A 19,523-nucleotide genomic window follows, 5' to 3' on the forward strand; every position below is an offset into this window, starting at 1 on the left:
TGCGACACGATGTGCCACGCTGAGGGCATGTCGGCCGACACCCCATCGCGCACCACCGCATCCCCGGACACGTCGGGGGCCACCGCTCCTCTGTGCGTGCTGGGCCTCGGCCTCATCGGCGGCTCGCTGCTGCGCGCGGTGGCCGACTCGGGGCGCACCGCCTTCGGCCACAACCGATCCACGACGACGGTCACCGAGGCCACCGCGGCGGGTTACGACGCCGACGACGACCTCGAACGCACGCTGCGCCGCGCCGCCGCGACCGACGCACTGATCGTGGTCGCGGTGCCGGTGACCGCGGTCGACCCGGTTCTCGACGCCATCGCACGATGGGCCCCGGAGTGTGCGATCACCGACGTCATCAGCGTCAAACAGGCCGTGGCGCAGTCGGTGTCGCGAGCCGGGCTGTCGGCGCGATGGGTCGGCGGGCACCCGATGGCCGGTACGTCGCAGTCGGGCTGGGCGGCCACCGACCCCGGACTGTTCGCCGGGGCGAGCTGGGTGGTCGCGGCCGACGACGGCGTCGACCCGGGCATCTGGACCGACGTCGCCGACCTCGCCCTGTCGGTGGGAGCGGTCGTGGTCCCGGTGGAGACCGATGAACACGACCGTGTCGTCGCGGCGATCTCGCATCTGCCGCACGTGACCGCCGCGATCACCGCGGCGGTCGCCGGGGGCGACGGACAGCTCGCCCTGCGCCTGGCTGCGGGCAGCTTCCGCGACGGCACGCGGGTCGCGGGCACCGCGGTGCCGTTGCAGCGGGCGATGCTCGAGGCCAACACGACAGCGCTGGTGGGCGCGATGGACGAGGCGCTCGACCGCCTGGCCCGTGCACGCGACGACCTGCGCGACACCGGCTCGGTTGAACTCGTCGTCGACGACGGCCACCGCGTCCGCACCCGGTGGGAGGCGATGACCTCGACACCGGCGCAGCCGATCACGGGCGTGACGGTCGGCGAATCGGGATGGGCGGCGGAACTACGCCGTCAGGCGCACCTCGGCCGTGTCTGGACCACCGAGTCGCGGACTCAGATCCGCTCGGCGAGTCCCTCGTAGTCCCGGACGAAACCGGTGTCGTCGGTGGAGATGGACGACGAACCGACCGGTGACTGCACGGCGATCGCATCGGCGGACGAGTCGTAGCTCACCGTCGCCGGGGCGACCGAGCCCTCGGGGAGGTAGAGGTAGACGACCGGGACCTGGATCTGCGTCGGGTTCCGGTGCAGGTCGAGACGGCGGATCGGCAGGGCGTTGAAGAACGGGCTCAGCACCAGATCGACGTCCTGCGCTCCACCGAAGTCGCTGCGCTCGGTGCCCTGAGGGGTCTGCACCAACCAGTTGTTCTCGCCGTCGCGGGTGATCGAGATCTGCGTCTCGCCACCCGCCCTGGCCAGGTGCACCGACAGCCGTCGGGTGACACCCGCGTCATTGGTGAGCAGGTCGTAGGTCGCCGAGAACGCCTCGTGGGTGTCGGTCGCCGCGCCGATGACCTGTCCGAAGGCCTTCACGCGCAGACCGGTCACCTGTACGCGGACCTGCTCGAGCCGGGTCGCGTCGACGCCGCGCCAGGTGAAGACCTTCTTGAAGTCGTCGGCGGACGACGACACCTCGGTCACGTCACGCTGGGCGTCGTGCACGGGCACATCGCGGTCGGTCGCACCCGGGGCTGCAGGCGCGGATCCCGATGTCGGGGAAACCTGTGGAGAACTCACGCCTCTACGGTAGGCGACCGAGGCCGCTCACGAACAACCGTCGGCCGAACCCATCGCGCCCGGCCGCGCACTCAGCGGCGACGGGCGGTGACCACCACGTAGGGCGAGTCGAAGGCGACGACGCCGTCGGCGTCGGTGTGGGGCGCGAGAGCCACCTCGAACGCCGACATCAACCGGTCGTGCTGCATCTCGCTGACCCGGTGCAGCACATCGACGTGCATCGGCGACTCCTCGGAGATGAAGTGCAACGCGGTCTCGAGGGTGCCGAAGCGCCACGTGTGGACGCGATGGTCGATCTCGACGGTGTCGAAGTCGCCCGCGAGCCGGGCGTGGATGGTGTCGGGCACGCCCCAGTCGTCGGGCGAGTGGTCGGCTCCCGCGGGGCGCGGCCGACCGAGCACCGACACGATGGGGTCGTAGAAGGGGTTGTGCGTGGCACGTACCCACGAGGTGAAGCCGAGCGTGCCGTCGGCGCGGAGCAGGCGGGCGATCTCGGCGACCAGCGCCGCGGGCTCCACGAAGATGATGCCCATGCTCGACAGGATCACGTCGGCGGAGTCGTCGGGCAGCCCCGTCGCCGAGGCGTCGGCACGCACCCAGGTGATCGGTTCCGATTGCGCGACATCGGCTTTCGCCGCAGCCAGGCCGAGGAGATCGGCGGTGATGTCCACGCCGGTGACGCGGGCCCCGACACGTGCGGCGGCCAGCGCGACCGAACCGGTGCCACACGCGAGGTCGATGACGTCGCGGCCCTGCAGCGGACGGAGATCGTCGACCGTCGCGACGAGTTCGGCGGCGACACCGGCTATCCGTTCGCCGACCGCCTCGTACCGTCCCCGCGCCCACATCTGCTGTGTTGCCCCGTCACCGGTACCACCGTCGGCCGCCATGGACCCACCCTAGTCGCGCGGTTCGATCGGTATGCGCACCTCGAACGTGGTGGCACCGGGCTCCGATTCCACCCGCAGGCTGCCCTTGTGCTTCTTCACCACGATCCGCCAGGAGATGTCGAGACCGAGTCCGGTGCCCTGCCCCACCGGCTTGGTGGTGAAGAACGGTTCGAAGATGCGGTCGCGGATGTCGGCGTCGATGCCGGGCCCGGTGTCGCCGATCTGGACGAGCGCGGTGTCGCCCTCGCGTCGCGTACGGACGGTGAGGGTGCCCGTGCCGTCCATGGCGGCCACCGCGTTGTCGATGAGGTTGGTCCACACCTGGTTGAGCTCGGCGGCGTACATCGGGATCGCCGGGAGCGTGGGGTCGTACTCCTTGACGACCGTGAGGTCACCGATCTTGCGCCCCAGCATCACCAGGGTGCTGTCGAGCAACTCGCGCAGGTCGGCTCGCTGGTAGGGCGCGCGGTCCATCTGCGAGTACTGCTTCGCCGCGTCGACCAGGGTCGACACCCGGGTGGTGGAGTCGGCGATCTCGTTCATCAGCAGCTCGGTCTCGATGGTGTAGTTCAGCCACCGGATCGCGCTCTCGAGGAGGCCGTCGTCGTCGACCCCCGCACGGACCTTGTCCAGCCAGGCGACGTCCATCCCGGCGGCGACGAAGGTCGGCGCGAGATCCCAGCCACCGGCCACGCCGCGGGCGTCGAACCAGTCGGCGAGCTCGTCCTCGCGGTCGGCGGCCTCCATCGGCGAGAGCGTCGGCGCCTTGGCGACGAGTTCGGCCGCCTCGTCCTGCAACCGGATGAGACTGGCCATCGTCTCGTGGTCGTAGGTGCCCGAGGCGATCATGCCGAGCTTGCGGCGCATGTGCGACACCCGGTCCCGCAGGCTCGCCGTCGCACGGACGGCGGCCGCGGCGGGGTTGTTGAGCTCGTGGGTCAGACCCGCCGACAGCGAGCCGAGCGCGAGGAGCCGCTCCCGCTGATCCATGATCTGTCGCGAGTTCTGGTTGCCGAAGAAGAGCCCCTCCAGCAGGTGGACGGCCATCGGGAACCACTCGCGGACCAGCCGGCCGAACACGTCGGCGTCGAGGACGAAGAATCGCGACGGCACGAGTACCCGCGCCGAGGCCGGGTAGGTCTGCGCCGCCCGCTCACCCAGATACGCCTGCCACGCACCGGAATACACGCCCGGCTGCGAGGTGCGACTGATCTCGATGTCCTCACCCCCGGACAGCTTGCTCATCACCATCTCACCGGAGATGAGCACGTAGAAGCACGTGGCGTCGTCCCCCTCGGCGTACACAGGACCCGGCTCGAGGAGCTCGACATGACCGTTCTCGCACAGGGTCTCGAGCTGTGACTGATCGAGTTTCTCGAACAGGAAGAGCGTCCGCAGTTCGTCGGGACTGCACGTGGTGGGTGTCATGGTCGTCTGATTTCTTCGAGAGGGTGTCGGGTTCGGGGGGGGACAGGGCCGGCGCGGGTCAGGGGTTGGCGATGTAGCGGTGCACGAGCATGACGGCCATCGCCCCCTCGCCCACCGCCGAGGCGACGCGCTTGGCCGACTGCGATCGCACGTCGCCGGCGGCATAGACCCCGGGCACGCTCGTCTCGAGGTGGTGGGGCATGCGGTCGAGCGGCCACCGTCCGACCCCGCTGTCGAGGAGGTCGGGACCGGAGAGGATGAACCCGTGCTGATCACGCGCGAGCAGACCGTCGAGCCAGTCGGTGCGCGGGGCGGCCCCGATGAACAGGAACAGGAACCCGGCGTCGACGGATTCGACATCGCCGGTGGTGTTGTCGCGCAACCGGATCGACTCGAGGTGGTCGGTGCCGTCGACCCCGACGACCTCGGTGCAGGTGCGTACGTGGACGTTGGGGGTCTTCTCGATCTGCGCGACGAGGTAGTGCGACATCGACGCCGCCAACGACGGCGCGCGCACCACGATGGTCACCGAACGTGCGCTGCGCGCGAGGAACAGCGCGCCTTGCCCGGCCGAGTTGGCGCCGCCCACGATGTAGACGTCCTGATCGGCGCAGCGTGCCGCCTCGGTCACCGCCGACCCGTAGTAGACGCCGCGGCCGGTGAGTGCCTCGAGTCCGTCGGCGTCGTGCTGCCGGTAGGAGACGCCGGTCGCGAGGATCACGGTGTGGGCGTCGACGCTCGTGCCGTCGTCGAAGCGGACGGTGCGCGCGGATCCGTTGGTCTCCAGGGCCACCACGTCGCGGGTGGTGATGAGCTCGGCCCCGAATCGGGTCGCCTGCCGACGTGCCCGGTCGGCGAGCTGCGCCCCCGAGACCCCGTCGGGGAAGCCGAGGTAGTTCTCGATGCGTGAGCTCTGGCCGGCCTGGCCACCGGTGGCGGTGCGCTCGACGAGAACCGTCCGCAGGCCCTCGGACGCGCCGTACAGCGCGGCACCGAGCCCGGCGGGTCCGCCGCCGACGACCACCAGGTCGTAGAACTCGCCCGACGGAGCGGTCTGCAGGCCCAGGTGGGTGGCGAGTTCGGAGTCGGTCGGGGTGACCAGCGCGGTCCCGTCGGCGCAGATCATCGTCGGCAGCGCGGTGTCGTCGAGTCCGGCCGCACTGAGCAACCGGGCCCCCTCGGGCTCGTCGGCCATGAACCACCGGTAGGACAACTGGTTGCGCGCCAGGAACTCCCGCACCTCCGACGACCGCGGATCCCATCGGTGTCCGATCACGCGGGTGTCGGTGGCGGGGCGGTTCTCGGTCGTGGACCAGGCCTCGAGGAGCGCATCGACGACCGGGTAGAGCTTCTCCTCCGGCGGATCCCACGGCTTGAGCAGATAGTGGTCGAGATCGACGAGGTTGATCGCGTCGATCGCCGCGCCGGTGTCGGCGTAGGCGGTCAGCAGTACCCGCCGCGCCATGGGGAACAGGTCCATCGCCTGTTCGAGGAACTCGATGCCGCTCATCATCGGCATCCGGTAGTCGGCGAGGATCAGTGCGACCGCCTCGCCGCGCAACGTCATCTCCCGCAACGCCTCCAGCGCCGACTCCGGCGACTCGGCGCGAATGATGCGGTAACGCTCGCCGTAGCGGCGACGGAGATCCCGCGCGACGGCACGCGACACCGACGGGTCGTCGTCCACGGTCAGGATGGACGGCTTCGCCTGGCTGGCATCGGCGGCCCTGGCGGGCGCGGCGTTCGGCACGGGAACAGACACTGGTGACCTCTCGAGGGTCGATGGCCGCCGCACACTCGACACCGCGTGCGACGCGACGACGCTCATTGTGCGCCGATCCGGGGCGTGATGGGACGCCACGGACCGGTCTTCGCGCAGGGCGAACACGGTGGTCGCAGGGTGGCCGAACGCACATCGGGCGTCGGCCGGGGCGTGCCACGATGGATTGATGAGCACGCTCGAGGGCTACCCGGTGACCGCGCCCGACCTCCGGCGACCGGTGTTCCTCGATCAGCGGTGGGACGATCTCACGTTCGTGCACTGGCCGGTGGCACCGGAGAACGTGGCGCACCTGTTCCCCGAGGGCACTCGCCCCGACGTGTTCGACGGCGTGACCTGGGTGGCCCTGGTGCCGTTCGTGATGAACTCCATCGCGCTGGGCCCGTCGACACCACCCGTCCCGTATCTGGGGTCGTTCCTGGAGACCAACATCCGGCTGTACTCGGTCGACGACGCCGGCCGGCACGGCGTCCTGTTCCGATCGCTCGAGACCGAACGGCTCGCGGTGGTCCCCGCCACCCGTGTCGGGCTCGGCATCCCCTACACCTGGGCGAAGATGAGGATGACCCGCGACGGTGGCCGCATCACCTACGACAGCACCCGTCGGTGGCCGCGGCGTGGTCTGCGCAGCCGACTCACCATCGAGGTCGGGGACGAGGTGACGCCGACCGACCTCGAGACGTGGCTCACCGCGCGGTGGGGTGCACACACACGCGTCGCCGGACACACCTGGTGGGTACCGAACGAGCACGACGCATGGCCGTTGCGTGGCGCGGAGGTCGTCGAGCTCGACGACGACCTGCTCGACGCGTCGGGGGTCGTGCCCGCCGGCGCACCTCTGCGCGCGCTGTACTCGCCCGGTGTCCGCACCCGGTTCGGGCGACCGTCACGCGTGATCTGACGTCGCCCCGTGCCGGAGGGCGTGATCGACGAGATCGCGTGCAGGACCGCGTAACCCACGATCGCGGTCCCAGATCGCGCGAAGCTGTCGCGGCATCGTCACACCGTCGATCGCGACGGCGACGAGCGTGCCGCGTCGGAGGTCGTCGCGCACCGACAGCGACGACAGGACTGCCGGCGACCCCGCGCTGAGCATGGCCGCCCGTACCGCCGAGACCGAGTTGAGTTCGAGCATCGGTTCTGCCGGAGGGTGTCCGGCGGCGGTCATCGCATCGGTGAACACCACCCTGGTCCCCGAGCCGGATTCGCGCTGCACCAACGCCGTTCGCGCCACGATCGCCGGTGTGACGTGGCCACTACGCGCCCAGGCGTGATCCGATGGCACCACGAGGAGCAGCTGGTCGTGGTCGACGACACGTGCCGTCACGCCGCCCTGCACACCGCCGTCCTCCACGAAACCCACCGCGCACTCCCCGGCGACCACCCGGGCGCGCACCTCCGTGCTGTTCATCGGCCACACACGCACCTTCACCTCGGGATGCGCATCACGCAGTGCCACCACCCATTCGGGCATGAGGTATTCGGCGATCGTCATCGACGCCGCGACGGTGAGAGTCGCCGAGCGTTGCCCCACGAGGCTGTCGACGCCGGCCGAGAACCGTTGCGCCTGATCGAGGATGGCCGCGGCCCATTCGAGGATCACGACACCCTCGGTGGTCGGCTCCACGCCGGTGGCCGAGCGACGGAACACGGCCATCCCGGTCTCGCGTTCGGCCGCGTGCACACGGGCGCTCACCGCCTGCTGACTCATCCCGAGTTCACGGGCCGCGGCGTTCATGCTGCCGGCGTGGGCGACGGTGACGAGGACGTCGAGCGTCGCCAACTCGGGGACGTGCGCGGGCACCACCATGAGCGCCGACGCTACAACCACGCCCTGGGGGTTACAACCTGTGTTTGTATCCCTACAAGATCGTGCCGTCTACCCGCGAACTCCGTGCTCGGCGATCGTGAGGACATGACCGCATCGCTGACCACGCGCACCGCTTGCCCGACCGCGAGCGCGCCGACCACGGCGCGGCTCGCACACATCACCCCGAACTGGTTCACGACCGTGATGGGTACGGGCATCGTCGCGGTGGCGGCCGCGCAGCTCCCCGTCGGTGGTCACGGTCTCCGGCTGCTCGGCACCGCGCTGTGGGCGGCGTCGGTCGTGGTGTTCGTCGCCGTCACGGTTGCGTTCGCGCTGCACTGGCACCGCCATCGCGACGCCGCACGCGCCTGCGCCCGTCACGCGACCATGGCGCACTTCTACGGGGCGCCGGCGATGGCGGCGATGACCGTCGGCGCGGGAACGCTGCTGTACGCCGCACCGATCGTCGGAACGACCACCGCTGTCCTCACCGACGCCGTGCTGTGGGCGGCGGGGACCGCAGTGGGTGTCGTGACGCTGATCGTCGTCGGTGTCGGCTCGCTGCGACGCCCCGACCGGGGAGGTCCGGCTGCGCCGACACGGATGATGTCGGTGGTCGCGCCGACGGTCTCGGCCTCGACCGGCGCGCTCCTCGCCACACACGTCGCGAACGACGCCGTCGCCGACCTGATCCTCGTGACCGCCGCCGTCATGTTCGCCACCGCGCTGGTCGCCGGCGGCGCCACCGCCGCGGTCGTGTTCCGTCGGATGCTGCGTACCGGGGCGCCCGTGGGCGCCGCAGCGCCGACCGTGTGGATCCCGCTCGGCATGATGGGCCAGTCGATCACCGCCTCGGTCGCCCTCGGTGCGGCGAGCGGCAGCATCGCCCTGCACTCCCTCGGGATCGGCGTCGGAGTCGTCTTCGCCGGTCTGGCCGCCGCCACCATCGCCGTCGCGATCACGGTCACCGCACGCGCGGCGCTGCGCGGACTCCCCTTCTCGATGACGTGGTGGAGCTTCACCTTCCCGATCGGCACCTGCGTCACCGGTGCGAGTGCGCTCGGGAAGGCCACCGGCTCCGTCGCTGTCGACGGCATCGCGGTCACCGTTTTTGCCGCCCTGGTCGTGGCGTGGGCGGTGGTCGCGACCCGGACCGCGGCCGCCGTGATGCGCGGTGATCTGCCCGCAGCGGCCTGACGTCGTCGTTCGACCGACCGCATATGCACGGGTTCCCGCGCGCCGGATCCGTACCGGCCCATAGAGTCGCCACGTGCCGATCGCCGCGAGACGTCCCCGAACCGCGGCACGGGCACTGACCCTGCTCGTCATCAGCGCCGGCGTCATCGGCCTGGCCGGATGCGGCGACGCCGCGGCGCCCTCTGCGCCCGATGCCGACGCGGCGAGCAGCTCGTCGACCGCCCCGAGCAACCCGGCCGGATTCAGCGGCGTCTACGAGACGCTGCTCACCACCTACCGGATCAACGGTCGGCGTCCCGCCGCGGGCGAGCCCGAAGCCCAACCGACCACGCGACGCTGGATCGTGCAGACCCGGTGTGACGGTCCCGGCGACGGCTGCGTCACCGTCGCCGCCGCGACCGCGCCCTCGGCGAGCAACCTCAATCGTCGGCGGATGGTGTTCGTCCACGAGGGCGACGAGTGGACCCGCGTCACCGAGACCGTCACCCGCACCTGCACGCCCGCGGGCACGTCGGCGGCGGTGACCGAGCCGTGGGTGGGTATGCAGCAGAGCGAGTTCCGCGCGACGGCCTCGTCGTCGGCACAGCAGATCACCGATCTCGACGGGATCGTCGACACCTACCAGGGCGGCAGCTGCGCGCAACTCGTCCGTTCCCGGATCCGTCTGCACCGCGTCGGTGACCTTCCCGCAGGGACTGCTCCGTTGCCGCGGACGCCGGTCGTCGCGGCTCGCACCGACATCCCGGGCGCAGGCCTGCGGGGCCGCTACGAGGTGGCGCAGACGACGGTCTCGGCGCGTCCGGCGAGCCTCGCCCGCCGCTTCCCGCCGACGAGCGGTGAGGCCAGGCTCGCGCCGGTCTGTCTCCGCGACGGCAGCCGCTGCATCATCGCCCTGTACTCGACCGGCGGTCAGTACCTCTCCGCCCTGTCGTACCGCTCACGCGGATTCGAGCGCACCACCACGGGAGTTCCGGTCACGTGTACGAACGGTGCCACCGCTGTCGCCCGCGCCTCCGAACGTGTCGTCCCGCCGGCGAACGCGCCTCGTCCCTTCACCTCGGTGAGCGGACCGGGCACCACCACCTACCTCACCGGATGTACCGGATCGGTGTCCCGGCGCACCACGCTGACCCGTCTGGGTGACTGATCACATCTCCCCGTGGCCGTCGATCATCGGACGGTCGGTCCGGAATATCGCGGACCGCGCGGTGGCTGCACCTTCCGAGCCCGGCGCGAGCCCGGCACCGCAGACCGAGGAGAAGACACATGAAGATCGGCATCATCGGCGCAGGATTCATCGGGGGAACACTCACCCGCCGACTGCGTGACCTGGGACATCAGGTCTCGGTGTCCAACTCCCGCGACCCCCACGCCCCTGATCAGCAGGCCCTCACCGAGCTGGCCGAGGAGACCGGTGCCCACGCGGTGTGGGCACGCGACGCCGCCGAGGACGCCGACCTGGTGATCCTGTCGATCCCGCAGAAGAACGTGCCCGATCTGGCCGATGACCTGTTCTCCGCCCGCAAGCCGGGTGCGCCGATCATCGAGACGAACAACTACTACCCGCAGCAGCGCGACGGGCTGATCGCCGCGATCGAGGACGGCCAGACCGAGAGCGCCTGGGTGGCCGAGCAGATCGGCGAACCGGTGGTGAAGGTGTTCAACGGCATCTACTGGAAGCACCTGGGCTCGAAGGGTGTGCCCGCGGGCACCGAGGGCCGCATCGCCCTGCCCATCGCCGGTGACGACGCCGATGCGAAGAAGATCGTGTCCGACCTCGTGGACGATCTCGGTTTCGACCCCGTCGACGCGGGCAGCATCGCCGATTCGTGGCGTCAGCAGCCCGGCCAGCCGGTCTACGGCAAGGACTTCGGCCCCGACGACGCGCGCAAGGCACTCGCCGAGGCGAGCCCCGAGCGCACCGACGAGTGGAAGGCGACGTAACCGACTGTCGTACAGCATGGTTGGAGCGCGGTCCACCGTCTTTGAGGTGGGCCCGAGGGGCGGTGGGAGCGCATCTGTACCGTTGACGTCGATCATCTCCGACCGTTCAACGCGAAGGAAGGATCTCTATGTCGCAGCCCGCAAAGCTGCCGAAAGACCCCGAGAAGGGGTACGTGGCACTCCTCGGATGGAGTCTCGCCGCCGTCGAAGCCCTCGAGGCATTCGATCGCCGATACGTCGTCGTCGCCCCCGAATGGGCGCAGGAGTACTGCACCACACACGACATCCCGTTCCTGCCCTGGAACTTCGAGCGACTCAACGACCGCTCACTCGAGATCGCCGAGACGTTGCGCGACTTGGGCGTCGACGTCGCGATCCCGCTCTACGAGGAGACCGTCGAGTGGGCGGGTGCCATCAATTCCGTTCTGCTGAACAACCCCCGCCTGTTCGGTCAGGCGATGTTGTTGCGCGACAAGGCCTTGATGAAGCGCCGCGCACAGCTCGGCGGAATCCGGGTCGGCATCTTCGAGGAGGCCCACGACCGTGAGGACGTCATCCGCTTCCTCCGACGTGTGAACCAGACGCTGCTCAAACTCGACGGCGACCCGAACGACCCGATCCACCTCAAGGCGTTCGACAAGGCAGGCTGCCTGGGGCACCGCGTGATCCGTACCCCTGACGAGGTCGACTCCATCCCGGACGAGGAGTTCCCGGTGCTGATGGAATCCCACCTCGACGGCTGGGAGTTCGCGGTCGAGGCGTGGATCCACAACGGCAAGATCAAGTTCCTCAACATCTCCGAGTACGTGACGCTGGGGTACTCGGTGTTCGTGCCGGCCACCCCGGAGCTCGAGAAGTACCGGCCCGCGATCACCGCGCAGATCGAGAAGCTCATCAAGACCTTCGACATCGAGTTCGGTTTCGTGCACCCGGAGTACTTCGTGACCAGCGACGGCGAGATGTACTTCGGCGAGGTCGCCTACCGGCCGCCGGGCTTCAAGGTGTTCGAGCTGCTCGAGCGGGCCTACGGCTTCAACGCCTACCAGGGGCTTGCTCTCGCGTTCGACCCGAAGACGACCGAGGAGGAGATCGACGCGTTCTTCCCGAAGGAGGTCGTCGACGCGAGCGGTGTCGCCGGGTGTTTCGGTGTGTATCCGCGACGTCGCGTGGTCAGCAACCTGCAGATCCCCGAGGTCACCGCCGAGGACGACTACTACGAGACGAACGATCTCGCTCCGCCGCTGGAGGAGACCGTCACCAAGCGCACCGCGTTCGGGACGCACTGGGGTCTGCTGTACTTCTTCGGTGAGGACCCGTACCGGATGCGGGACCTGCTCAAACAACAGGAAGAACTGGACTTCTACGTGTGAGGCAGGAACTCGGGAACGACCGCAGCGGACCGACACAGTCGATGGACCCCGATCCCGGCGCCGCCGGTGACGGGTCGGGCTCCGACGACGCCTCGGCACCGGTGGTCGACCCGGCCCTGACCTCCCGGCTCGCGCAACTCGACCACGCGACCGCCGCGCTCCGCGACGCCCCGGAGTTCACCAAGAGCACCAAGGTTCGCCGTGTTCTGGACGCGGTCCACCGGGTGCTCGGCCAGAAAGGCGGCTGCGCGGCAATCCGGGAGCGGGCCGGCGCGCTCGACGACGCCGGACTGTTCGCGGGCACCGACTGGGCCCACCCCGACATCCTCGTCCCGGGGTTCGTGGGCACCAGCCTGCGCAGCGGGCAGGACGACATCGTCACCCTCGAGGCGACGAGTGAGCTGCGCCTGGTGGCGATCGCAGCGGGTGAACACACCCATCCCGCCATCGATCCCGACGACGCGAAGCGGTTCCTGTCTCAGGTGTTGGCGATGAACCTCGAGGTGCTGTTCACGCCGCCGTCGGAGGCCGAGCGCGTCCGCCTGGGCAAGACGGCGTACGTCATCCGCGATCTGTTCGGTTATGTCGCCGAGCAGATCGGCTACGACAGCGTGCTCGACGAACTCGTCGACGAGATCTGGCGGATCCTGCGCCAACGACCCATCCAGGTCGACCAGGTGAAGGCGATCGTCACCCGCATCGCGATCTACCGCGACGACCCCTCGGTCGATCTCGGGGCGTCGGGACAGGGGCTCGACCGGTTGATCACCGCGCTGTTCGGCACCACCGACGCGTGTCGCGAGGACCCCGGTGTCGAGGTCTACCGCTCGCGCCTGGAGGTGATGGACGCGGGCGGATTGCAGTTCGAGGCAGGCGGTTTCGCGCGGGCCATGCACGACACCGGGCTGGTGTCGCCGTATCACGCCACCCTCGTGCGCCACCTCACCGAGAACAACGCCCACCTCCTGCCCGAGGCGTTGGGGTTGTCGGAGGTGGGGCGCACCTCGCTGCAGCGGTACCCCGAACTGGTGTCGCGGCTGATCGTCGAGGCCGTGCACCCGGAGACCGCACAGTGTCTCTACGGGCTCGCACTCATGCTCGACCGCGGCATCCTGCACCAGCCGCCGATCGTGCCGTCGCTGTGGCGCCAGATAGCACTGACGCTGTCGGACAAGGCATCCGAGCGACTGCACGCGGCCTTCGGCTCGACCCCGAGTCCCGAGGCGCGCCTGCTCGGCGGGCTGTTGTCGATGCTGGGCCAGCCGCTCGGTGTCGGACAGGGCGACAACCCGACCTGTCAGTCGGCGCGTGCCCTGTCGATGTGGGCCTACAACGATCCCGACTACCTGCTGCAGATGGTGGTGTGGGCCGCCCGCGACGACGAGATCGTCATGCACTTCGAGGGCAAGGCACTGTCGTCGACCGACAGCGTGAGCGGCGTGGCCACGAGCGACCCCATCGACCTCGACCCCGTGTCGCTGCTGCTGGTTCCCTACCTCGACCGCATCTACGCCGAGATGGTGCGCCAGTGCGCGGGACGCCCGGGCGACCCGCACCGCTGGGTGAACCCGGAGTTCCACGGCTGGTGGTCGGCGCGCGACTTCCACATCGACGTCGACGTCGAGACCGGCAACCTCATCGACGTCGACGGGTTCCTGCGGCAGTTCCACGCCTCGTACCATCCGGCCTACAACGGCGATCAGCCGCTGATCCACCCGCAGCCGGCGGGCGTCGCGGTGACCGACAGCGCCGCCCGCTACGTCGGCTGGCATGCGATCACCATCCTGCGCGTAGCAGCCGATCCGGACGGCGTGATGCGTGTGTACTTCTTCAACCCCAACAACGACAGCGGCCAGGACTGGGGCGACGGTGTCGTGGTGGGCACCGCGGGCAACGGCGAACGCCACGGCGAGGGGTCCCTCCCGTTCGACCAGTTCGCCTCGCGGCTCTACATCTTCCACGCCGATCCGCTGGAGAACGGTGAGCCGCACAAGGTGCCCGTCGAGGACATCGACCGCATCGTCGGCTTTATCGAGCGCAGCTGGGGTGCCGATCGCATGCCCGACCGGTCCTGATCGGGCTCATGACACCGCGGTCGGGCGCCCTCTGATCGCATGAATCTGCGACGAATACCGGTGTCGGCGCATCGGTTCGGGTAGACGTCGGTCATGCACGCGATCGACACCGGTAACCGCCACGACACCGTCCGCACCGGGCGTGCGGCGCAGATGCTCGTCCTCGCGGGCGTGGTCCTGTTCGTGGGGCGGGGGATCGCCCGCATCGTCCACCCGGCGTTCTGGGCCGAGGACGGGGCGCAGTTCTTCTCCGAACAGATCAGCCGCGGTGGCCTCGACGTCCTGCTCACGCCCTATGCGGGATACCTGCATGTGATCCCTCGACTGATCGCGCTGCTGTATGCGCCCCTGCCCTTCACGGTCGTCCCGCTGCTGTACGCGGTCACCGCCGTGGTCGTGGCGCTCGGACTGTTCTCGATCGTGCTCTCCGAACGACTCTCGTGGCTGTTGCCGACCCCGCGGGCCCGTGCGGTGGCGTTCGTCCTGTTGTGCGTGTCCCCGGTCCTCAGCGAGGTCTACGGCAACATCGCCAACCTGATCTTCGTGGGCGGCGTGGGCCTGTTCCTCATCGCCCTGTGCGACGACCCGACCTCGCGGGTGGGCCGGGTGGTCGAGGTCCTCGTCGTCGCCCTGTTGGCGACGAGCGGCCCGGTCGTCGTACTCCTGCTCCCGGTCATCGTCCACCGGTGGTGGCGCGTGGGTCGATCGGCGCAGTCCGCGCTCGTCGCCGCGGTGGCGATCGCCGGAGCGGTGATACAGGCCATCATCTACGCGTCGTCGTCGCGGACCACCCCCGGCGGCGGGTCGGTGGAGCTCGCCGTGCGTGCGGTGGTCGAACGCGTCGCGGGTGGCTGGCTCTTCGGGTTCAGCAGCCTGTTCCACCCCGACGGCGGACCGCTGCTCCCGACCGTCGTCACCTCGGTGTGGCTGGTGGCGGCGTTCGTCGTGACCATGGCGGTGCTGCGGTGGGATGCCGTCGCCCCCTGGTTCTCGCTGCTGGCGCTGACCGGGGCCGCGAGCTACGCCTACGGCACGATCTTCGTCTCCGGTGGGCTCGCCGGGCAGCGTCATCTCGTGACGCCCGTGGCCATCGTGGTCGTCCTGCTCACCGCCGCCGCCAGTCGATCCGGTGGTCGAGCCGGTAGGGGCGTCGCCGTCGGGTGCCTGATACTCGGGATCCTGGGTGTGCTGGCCGCGCTCTACCTGTCGGCCCATCCCGATCCCGCCGACCTGTCCGGCCTGACGAGCTGTCGCGAGACCGGAGCCCGCCTGTGCCACACCCCGATCACCCCGTCGGGGTGGGGCGTCTACCTGACCCGGTGAGCCCCGACGACCGCGACCCTCACCGCGGCGCGGCGACGGCGGCGGCGATGACGAGTTCGGCGGCCGCGTCGATGCGGGCGCGCTGTCCGGTCACGAGAACGTCCTGACAGAGTCCCCGCAACCCGGAGACGACCAGCGTCGCACGGGCTCTCGCATCACTGCGTGGATGTCCCAGCGTTGTCAACGCCGCGGTGATCGGGTCCAGCATCACCTCGACCGTCATGCGCGCGTACTGCTGGTAGGTATCGGGATCGGTGCTCGCCAGACTGAGCACCTGCAGCATCATCGTGACGCTGCGGCGTTGCTCGCCCCGCGAGATGGCGCGCCACAGCGTCCTCGCGGCGTCGACGAACTCGGCGTCGGTGGTGACGTCGGCGAAGATACCGCCCGCGTCGGGGCGAGCCGCGTCCAAAGCCTGCGCGAGCAGCCCGCCACGATCCCCGAAGTAGTACAACAGCATTCGCTTGCTCGTACCCAGCGCCTCGGCCATCGGCGCCAACGACAGGTCGCTCACCCCGTTGTCCTCCAGATAGGCCACGACCGATCGGAGCAGTGCGGCGCGCTTGTCCAGATCGGGCATTCGGGGCATTGCTTGAATGTATCGATCGGTACGCCTACCGTCAAAGATGTGCCGATCGGTACAGATATCATCGAGGAGGTCAGATCGTGAGACGAGACCCAACACTCCGCGTGGCGGTTGTCGGAGCCGGCATCGGAGGACTGAGCACGGCCATCGCACTGCGTGCCGAGGGGATCGACGCCGTCGTGTACGAGCAGGCGTCGGAACTGAGAGCGCTCGGTGCCGGCGTGTCCATCGCCACCAACGGTTCTCGGGTCCTGGACGGTCTCGGTCTCGGCGAGCAGCTCCGGGACGTCGCGGGCAGGTTCTCGCAGTACGCGTTTCGCACCTGGCAGGGTCAGCCGATCGCCGGGGAGCCGTCGGAGCTGTCCTTCGGCGACCCCGAGCACACCCTGTTCCTGCATCGGGGCGACTTCCAACGGGTGCTGTCCGAGGCCCTTCCGGCCGATGCGCTCCGGCTGGGCCACGAGGTCACCGCGGTCACCGAGCACGGCGACGGTGTCGCGGTGGAGTTCGCCGACGGCACCGTGGCCGAGGCCGACCTGGTGATCGGAGCGGACGGCATCCACTCCCGCCTGCAGGGACTGGTGAGTGCGCCCGCAGAGCCCGTCAGCGAGGGCGTGATGGCCTACCGGGCGCTCATCCCGGCCGAGCGCGTCGAGCACATCATCGACATGAACACCTGCTCCATGTGGCTCGGCCCGCAGCGCAGTTTCCTCGTCTACCCCGTGTCGGCCGGTTCACTGCTGAACGTGGTGGCCTTCGCGCCGAGCAACCTCGACGTCGCCGAGTCCTGGACCGCCCCCGGTGACGTCGATGAACTCGCCGCCTCCTACGCCGGATGGGATCAGCGCGTGCTCGACATCATCGCCGCGATGGACACGACGTTCCGCTGGGGGATCTACGACCGCGAACCCCTCGCGCGATGGTCCACCGATCGGATCGCACTCCTGGGCGATTCCGCGCACGCGGTCACCCCGCATCTGGGACAGGGCGCGAATCAGGCCATCGAGGACGCGGCGACACTCGCCGTCGTCCTGCGCGACTGCGCTGCGAGCGACGTCCCGGAGCGATTGCGGGTCTACGAGGATCTGCGACGCGACCGCACCCGACTGGTCCGTGAGAGCGCCCGCGAGGCGGGTCGCACCTATCGGTCGGCCGGGCTGTCCGGCCTCGAGCAGGCCGAGCGGATCGGAGCGATCGTCGCGCGCATCGACATCAACACCCACGACGCGGAGAACGTCGCCGAGCAGGCCATCGCCGCTGCAGGACCGGGATCGGCCACCGCGCGACGGTGACGGCGCCGATAGTGGGGACATGAAGTACGTCGACATCGCCACCGTTCCCCAGCCCGCATCGCGCATCGTCCTCGGACTGATGCGCATCGAGTCGCTCGACGACGAGGAGATCCGCACTCTGGTCGAGACGGCGCTCGACGACGGTGTCACCGTCTTCGACCACGCCGACATCTACGGCAGCGAGCGCCACGCGTGCGAGCGCAGGTTCGGCGCGGCGGTGTCGTTCACGGCCGCACAGCGCGAACGTGTGCTGCTGCAGAGCAAGGTCGGCATCCGCGACGGGTTCTACGACTTCTCGACGCGCCACATTCTCGACACCGTCGACGAGTCCCTCGACGCGTTGCGCACCGATCACCTCGACCTGTTGCTCCTGCATCGCCCCGACACCCTCGTGGAGCCCGAGGAGGTCGCCGCCGCCTTCGACACCCTGCAGACGGCGGGCAAGGTGCGCGCGTTCGGCGTCTCCAATCACACGCCGGGCCAGATCGAGCTCCTCCGGACAGCGGTGACACAGCCCCTCGTGGTGAACCAGGTCCAGGTGAGCGTCACCCACGCGCCTCTGATCGCCGCCGGCGTCGCGGCGAACATCGGCGACCTCGAGCAGTCGGTGAGTCGCGACAACGGGCTGCTCGACTTCTCCCGGGTCCACGGCATCACGCTGCAGGCGTGGTCGCCGTTCCAGTCCGGCGTGGCCGGACGCGGGGTGTTCGTCGGCGACCGTGAGAACTATCCGGAACTCAACGATGTCCTCGACGACCTCGCGGCCGAGCACGGTGTGACGCCGACGGGCATCGCGACGGCCTGGCTCACGCGGCATCCGGCGACCATCCAGGTGGTGCTCGGCACCACCACTCCGAGCCGTGTGTCGGAGGCTGCCGCCGGTTCGGACATCGGCCTCACGCGCGAGGAGTGGTACCGGATCTTCCGCGCGGCCGGACACACACTCCCTTGACCGCGCGAGCGCCTGGAGACGAACGAACCCGCCGACGCTGAGGTGCGTCGGCGGGTTCATCTCGAGAGTGCGCCCGAAGGGATTCGAACCCCTAACCTCTTGAAATGATCGGGCCGTATCGAGGTCGCCATCTACTGGCATCCATTCCAGAAGATGCAGTTCAAAAGCGTAGAGAAGTTGCATTGAGTGCTATGCGTTCCATCGAGGAACGTCTGTTATTGATGGATAAGTGATGGATCTGAGTACGCACCCGCGTTCGTAGAGCGAGACTCTTCTGATGACACAACCCCTGACAATGTCCCTAACCGACGCTGCGGCCCGTATCCCGGTGAAGCCCCGCTATCTACAGCGGATGGTGTCGACGAGCCAGTGGCCGGGGCACAAGGTGTCGAACAGGTGGCGGTTCACCGAGGAGGACATCGCGGAGATTCTGGAGTTGACGAAGCGTCGTCCGCGGCCGGTGGAGGCGCCGGCGTCGGGTCGTTCGGCGCGTGCACGGATTGGGCGGTTGGCAAACTAAACCTCCTCGAGGTCTCCGGCCCAACGCTCCAACTCCTTCGCGGTGAAGTAGATGCGCTTTGAGTCACGCACCTTCACCGCTACCAGCTTGTGATCCGCTTTTTCACGCATCAACGTCCGCTCAGACAGGCCGGTTGCCCTGGCGGCCTCGGCGAGCGTGTACAGCAGCTTGGGAAGTTCGTCTGTCATGCCGATAGCGTGCTGGGCGCGGACCTTGCCCGCAAAATCGCTCTTGAGAGGACAAGCCCCAGCGTGACTGAGTACGTAATCTCGTCCCCAACGCCCCTCACCCCGTCAGACCAAATCTTGTACGACCTACCTGCCGCTGCCCAAGTGCTTGGGGGGATCAGCGTGGACACGTTGCGTGCTGAGAACCGTGCTGGCCGTATCGCGTTCAAGCGGATCGGCAGGTTGTGTTTCGTTCACCGTGACGAGTTGGAGTCGTACGCCGAGCACCTACCGTCCACCTGATTTGAGGTATCCGTGGAACCATCGGCGAACGTCAGGGCTGACGGTGGCTCTAGCCTCAGTCTTTCACCAGCGTTGCGCTGATTACTGATTCTGTTGTGTGGCTGCTGGTTTGGTGATGTGGGCATGCGGAGGTTGCCGGCTGGCTGTGTCGGTGGGCGGGTCTTCGGGTCCTTG

Annotated in this window: 17 protein-coding genes; 10 read left to right on the plus strand and 7 right to left on the minus strand. The window is 69.0% G+C overall.

The annotated features are described in order from the left end of the window. Positions 1–27: 27 nt before the first annotated feature. Positions 28–1,056 carry a prephenate dehydrogenase gene (locus TU34_RS20550; protein ID WP_045824788.1) on the plus strand — a complete coding sequence of 343 codons (1,029 nt, stop codon included), beginning with the start codon at positions 28–30 and terminating at the stop codon, positions 1,054–1,056. On the opposite strand, the gene TU34_RS20555 is transcribed toward TU34_RS20550, so the two are convergent. The 4 genes from TU34_RS20555 to TU34_RS20570 all read right to left on the minus strand — a co-directional run bounded on the left by TU34_RS20555 (position 1,029) and on the right by TU34_RS20570 (position 5,792). After that, positions 1,029–1,712, minus strand: a complete 684-nt coding sequence (locus tag TU34_RS20555; RefSeq protein WP_420835204.1) for a putative glycolipid-binding domain-containing protein — start codon at positions 1,710–1,712, stop codon at positions 1,029–1,031. The genes TU34_RS20550 and TU34_RS20555 overlap by 28 nt on opposite strands. Before the next feature lie 71 nt (positions 1,713–1,783). Continuing rightward, a complete protein-coding gene (locus tag TU34_RS20560; protein WP_082080486.1) occupies positions 1,784–2,602 on the minus strand; it encodes a class I SAM-dependent methyltransferase in 819 nt (272 codons plus the stop codon). A gap of 9 nt (positions 2,603–2,611) precedes the next feature. Continuing rightward, entirely contained in the window at positions 2,612–4,030 is a 1,419-nt protein-coding gene (locus TU34_RS20565) for an ATP-binding protein (protein ID WP_045824789.1), read from the minus strand. A 58-nt stretch (positions 4,031–4,088) separates the two neighbouring features. Continuing rightward, on the minus strand, positions 4,089–5,792 hold the full coding sequence (locus tag TU34_RS20570) for an NAD(P)/FAD-dependent oxidoreductase (RefSeq protein WP_238981413.1): 1,704 nt from the start codon (positions 5,790–5,792) through the stop codon (positions 4,089–4,091). A 187-nt stretch (positions 5,793–5,979) separates the two neighbouring features. On the opposite strand from TU34_RS20570, the gene TU34_RS20575 reads away from it, so the two are divergent. Further along, positions 5,980–6,711 carry a YqjF family protein gene (locus tag TU34_RS20575; RefSeq protein WP_082080487.1) on the plus strand — a complete coding sequence of 244 codons (732 nt, stop codon included), beginning with the start codon at positions 5,980–5,982 and terminating at the stop codon, positions 6,709–6,711. Here TU34_RS20575 and TU34_RS20580 read toward each other — a convergent pair. Next, a complete protein-coding gene (locus TU34_RS20580) occupies positions 6,697–7,620 on the minus strand; it encodes a LysR family transcriptional regulator (protein WP_045824791.1) in 924 nt (307 codons plus the stop codon). The two genes, TU34_RS20575 and TU34_RS20580, sit on opposite strands and share 15 nt — an antisense overlap. 105 nt (positions 7,621–7,725) lie before the next feature. On the opposite strand from TU34_RS20580, the gene TU34_RS20585 reads away from it, so the two are divergent. From TU34_RS20585 to TU34_RS20610, 6 genes are all read left to right on the plus strand, one after another. Continuing rightward, the gene (locus TU34_RS20585; protein WP_065973669.1) at positions 7,726–8,817 is read left to right on the plus strand and encodes an SLAC1 family transporter; all 1,092 of its coding nucleotides are present in this window, start codon (positions 7,726–7,728) and stop codon (positions 8,815–8,817) included. A gap of 73 nt (positions 8,818–8,890) precedes the next feature. After that, positions 8,891–9,964 (plus strand): hypothetical protein, encoded by a 1,074-nt coding sequence (locus TU34_RS20590; RefSeq protein WP_045824792.1) that lies wholly within the window; start codon positions 8,891–8,893, stop codon positions 9,962–9,964. A gap of 65 nt (positions 9,965–10,029) precedes the next feature. Beyond that, positions 10,030–10,761 carry an NADPH-dependent F420 reductase gene (locus TU34_RS20595; protein ID WP_160298564.1) on the plus strand — a complete coding sequence of 244 codons (732 nt, stop codon included), beginning with the start codon at positions 10,030–10,032 and terminating at the stop codon, positions 10,759–10,761. A 128-nt stretch (positions 10,762–10,889) separates the two neighbouring features. Continuing rightward, positions 10,890–12,131, plus strand: a complete 1,242-nt coding sequence (locus TU34_RS20600; protein WP_045824794.1) for an ATP-grasp domain-containing protein — start codon at positions 10,890–10,892, stop codon at positions 12,129–12,131. A gap of 41 nt (positions 12,132–12,172) precedes the next feature. Continuing rightward, positions 12,173–14,206, plus strand: a complete 2,034-nt coding sequence (locus tag TU34_RS20605; RefSeq protein WP_045824795.1) for a hypothetical protein — start codon at positions 12,173–12,175, stop codon at positions 14,204–14,206. 93 nt (positions 14,207–14,299) lie between these two features. Further along, positions 14,300–15,529 carry a hypothetical protein gene (locus TU34_RS20610; protein ID WP_045824796.1) on the plus strand — a complete coding sequence of 410 codons (1,230 nt, stop codon included), beginning with the start codon at positions 14,300–14,302 and terminating at the stop codon, positions 15,527–15,529. Positions 15,530–15,548: 19 nt separating this feature from the next. On the opposite strand, the gene TU34_RS20615 is transcribed toward TU34_RS20610, so the two are convergent. Then, the gene (locus tag TU34_RS20615) at positions 15,549–16,118 is read right to left on the minus strand and encodes a TetR/AcrR family transcriptional regulator (RefSeq protein ID WP_045824797.1); all 570 of its coding nucleotides are present in this window, start codon (positions 16,116–16,118) and stop codon (positions 15,549–15,551) included. A 101-nt stretch (positions 16,119–16,219) separates the two neighbouring features. Here TU34_RS20615 and TU34_RS20620 point away from each other — a divergent pair, with 101 nt between their 5' ends. Next, complete coding sequence (locus tag TU34_RS20620; protein ID WP_150116639.1) at positions 16,220–17,407, plus strand: FAD-dependent monooxygenase; 1,188 nt, start codon at positions 16,220–16,222, stop codon at positions 17,405–17,407. A gap of 19 nt (positions 17,408–17,426) precedes the next feature. Further along, positions 17,427–18,359, plus strand: coding sequence for an aldo/keto reductase (locus tag TU34_RS20625; protein WP_045824799.1), 933 nt, complete (start codon positions 17,427–17,429; stop codon positions 18,357–18,359). A gap of 516 nt (positions 18,360–18,875) precedes the next feature. Here the strand turns inward: TU34_RS20625 and TU34_RS20635 are convergent. Continuing rightward, a complete protein-coding gene (locus TU34_RS20635) occupies positions 18,876–19,067 on the minus strand; it encodes a helix-turn-helix domain-containing protein (protein ID WP_045824801.1) in 192 nt (63 codons plus the stop codon). Positions 19,068–19,523 lie beyond the last annotated feature (456 nt).

This window comes from Williamsia herbipolensis, assembly GCF_000964005.1.
Classification (GTDB): domain Bacteria; phylum Actinomycetota; class Actinomycetes; order Mycobacteriales; family Mycobacteriaceae; genus Williamsia_A; species Williamsia_A herbipolensis.